Annotated in this window: 1 protein-coding gene; it reads left to right on the forward strand. The window is 63.8% G+C overall.

Going from position 1 to position 1,072, the window contains the following annotated elements; genetic code table 11:
* Positions 1-675: tyrosine--tRNA ligase (gene tyrS, locus FNH05_RS37630; protein ID WP_144593576.1), on the forward strand; the 675-nt coding region annotated here is incomplete at its 5' end.
* Positions 676-1,072 lie beyond the last annotated feature (397 nt).

Raw genomic sequence — 1,072 nt, forward strand, 5'->3', positions numbered from 1 at the left:
ATCGTGGGCGGGGTCGATTACATCCGCAAGGTCGACGGGGCGGGTGTGCACGCGCTCACCACCCCGCTGGTGACCGACGCGGAAGGCCGGAAGTTCGGCAAGTCCACCGGCGGTGGGAACCTCTGGCTCGATCCGGCCATGACCTCGCCGTATGCGTGGTTCCAGTACTTCGTGAACGTCGCCGACAGCGAGGTCGTGCCCTACCTGCGCATGTTCACCTTCCTCGGCCGGGAGGAGATCGAGGAGCTGGAGCGGCTCACCACCGAGAAGCCCCAGTTGCGGGCCGCGCAGCGGAGACTGGCCGAGGAGCTCACCACGCTCGTGCACGGCGCCGACCAGACGAAGCAGGTGATCGCCGCGAGCCAGGCGCTGTTCGGACGGGGCGAGCTGGGCGAGCTCGACGAGCGCACGCTCGAGGCGGTCATGAGCGAGGTGCCCACCGGCGAAGTCCGCCTGCCCGACGAGCCCACGATCGTCGATCTGCTGCTCGCTCCCGGTCTGGTCGACAGCAAGGGTGCCGCGCGACGCACCGTGAAGGAGGGCGGCGCGTACGTGAACAACGTGAAGATCAGCGACGAGAACTGGCGGCCGGAGCCGGGCGACGCCCTGCACGGCAAGTGGCTCGTCGTTCGCCGGGGCAAGCGGCACGCCGGCGGCGTGCGGATGCTGTCCTGACCTGCGGTTTCACCGTTTAGGACCCCCCCTGTTCGGGCCGGTTTTCCTGGCGTGTAATCTTCTCTTCGTCGCCAGGGAGACCGGGCCGACGGGGCGGGAAGCCCCAAGGCGCGGGGTACCAGGCAGGGGACCATGAACCAAGCTCCCACCAAGTGTGGTAGAGTGGGTGGCCCTGAAGGACGAAGTACACACCTCCCGATGAATCTCCGGATTGCCGGTAGGGTATGGTTCGTCCGCAGAACAAAAAAGCTTAGAAGCAACTGCGGTTGCGTGTTGTTTGAGAACTCAACAGTGTGCTAATGAACTAAGCCAGTAGAGCTTTGTATATTTGAACCCTTTGTGGGTTCCTTTGAGATTGACTGTTTGAGTCGATCGGATTTTCTGACATTGTTGGAGA

The organism is Amycolatopsis rhizosphaerae (assembly GCF_007713715.1).
Taxonomy (GTDB): domain Bacteria; phylum Actinomycetota; class Actinomycetes; order Mycobacteriales; family Pseudonocardiaceae; genus Amycolatopsis_E; species Amycolatopsis_E rhizosphaerae.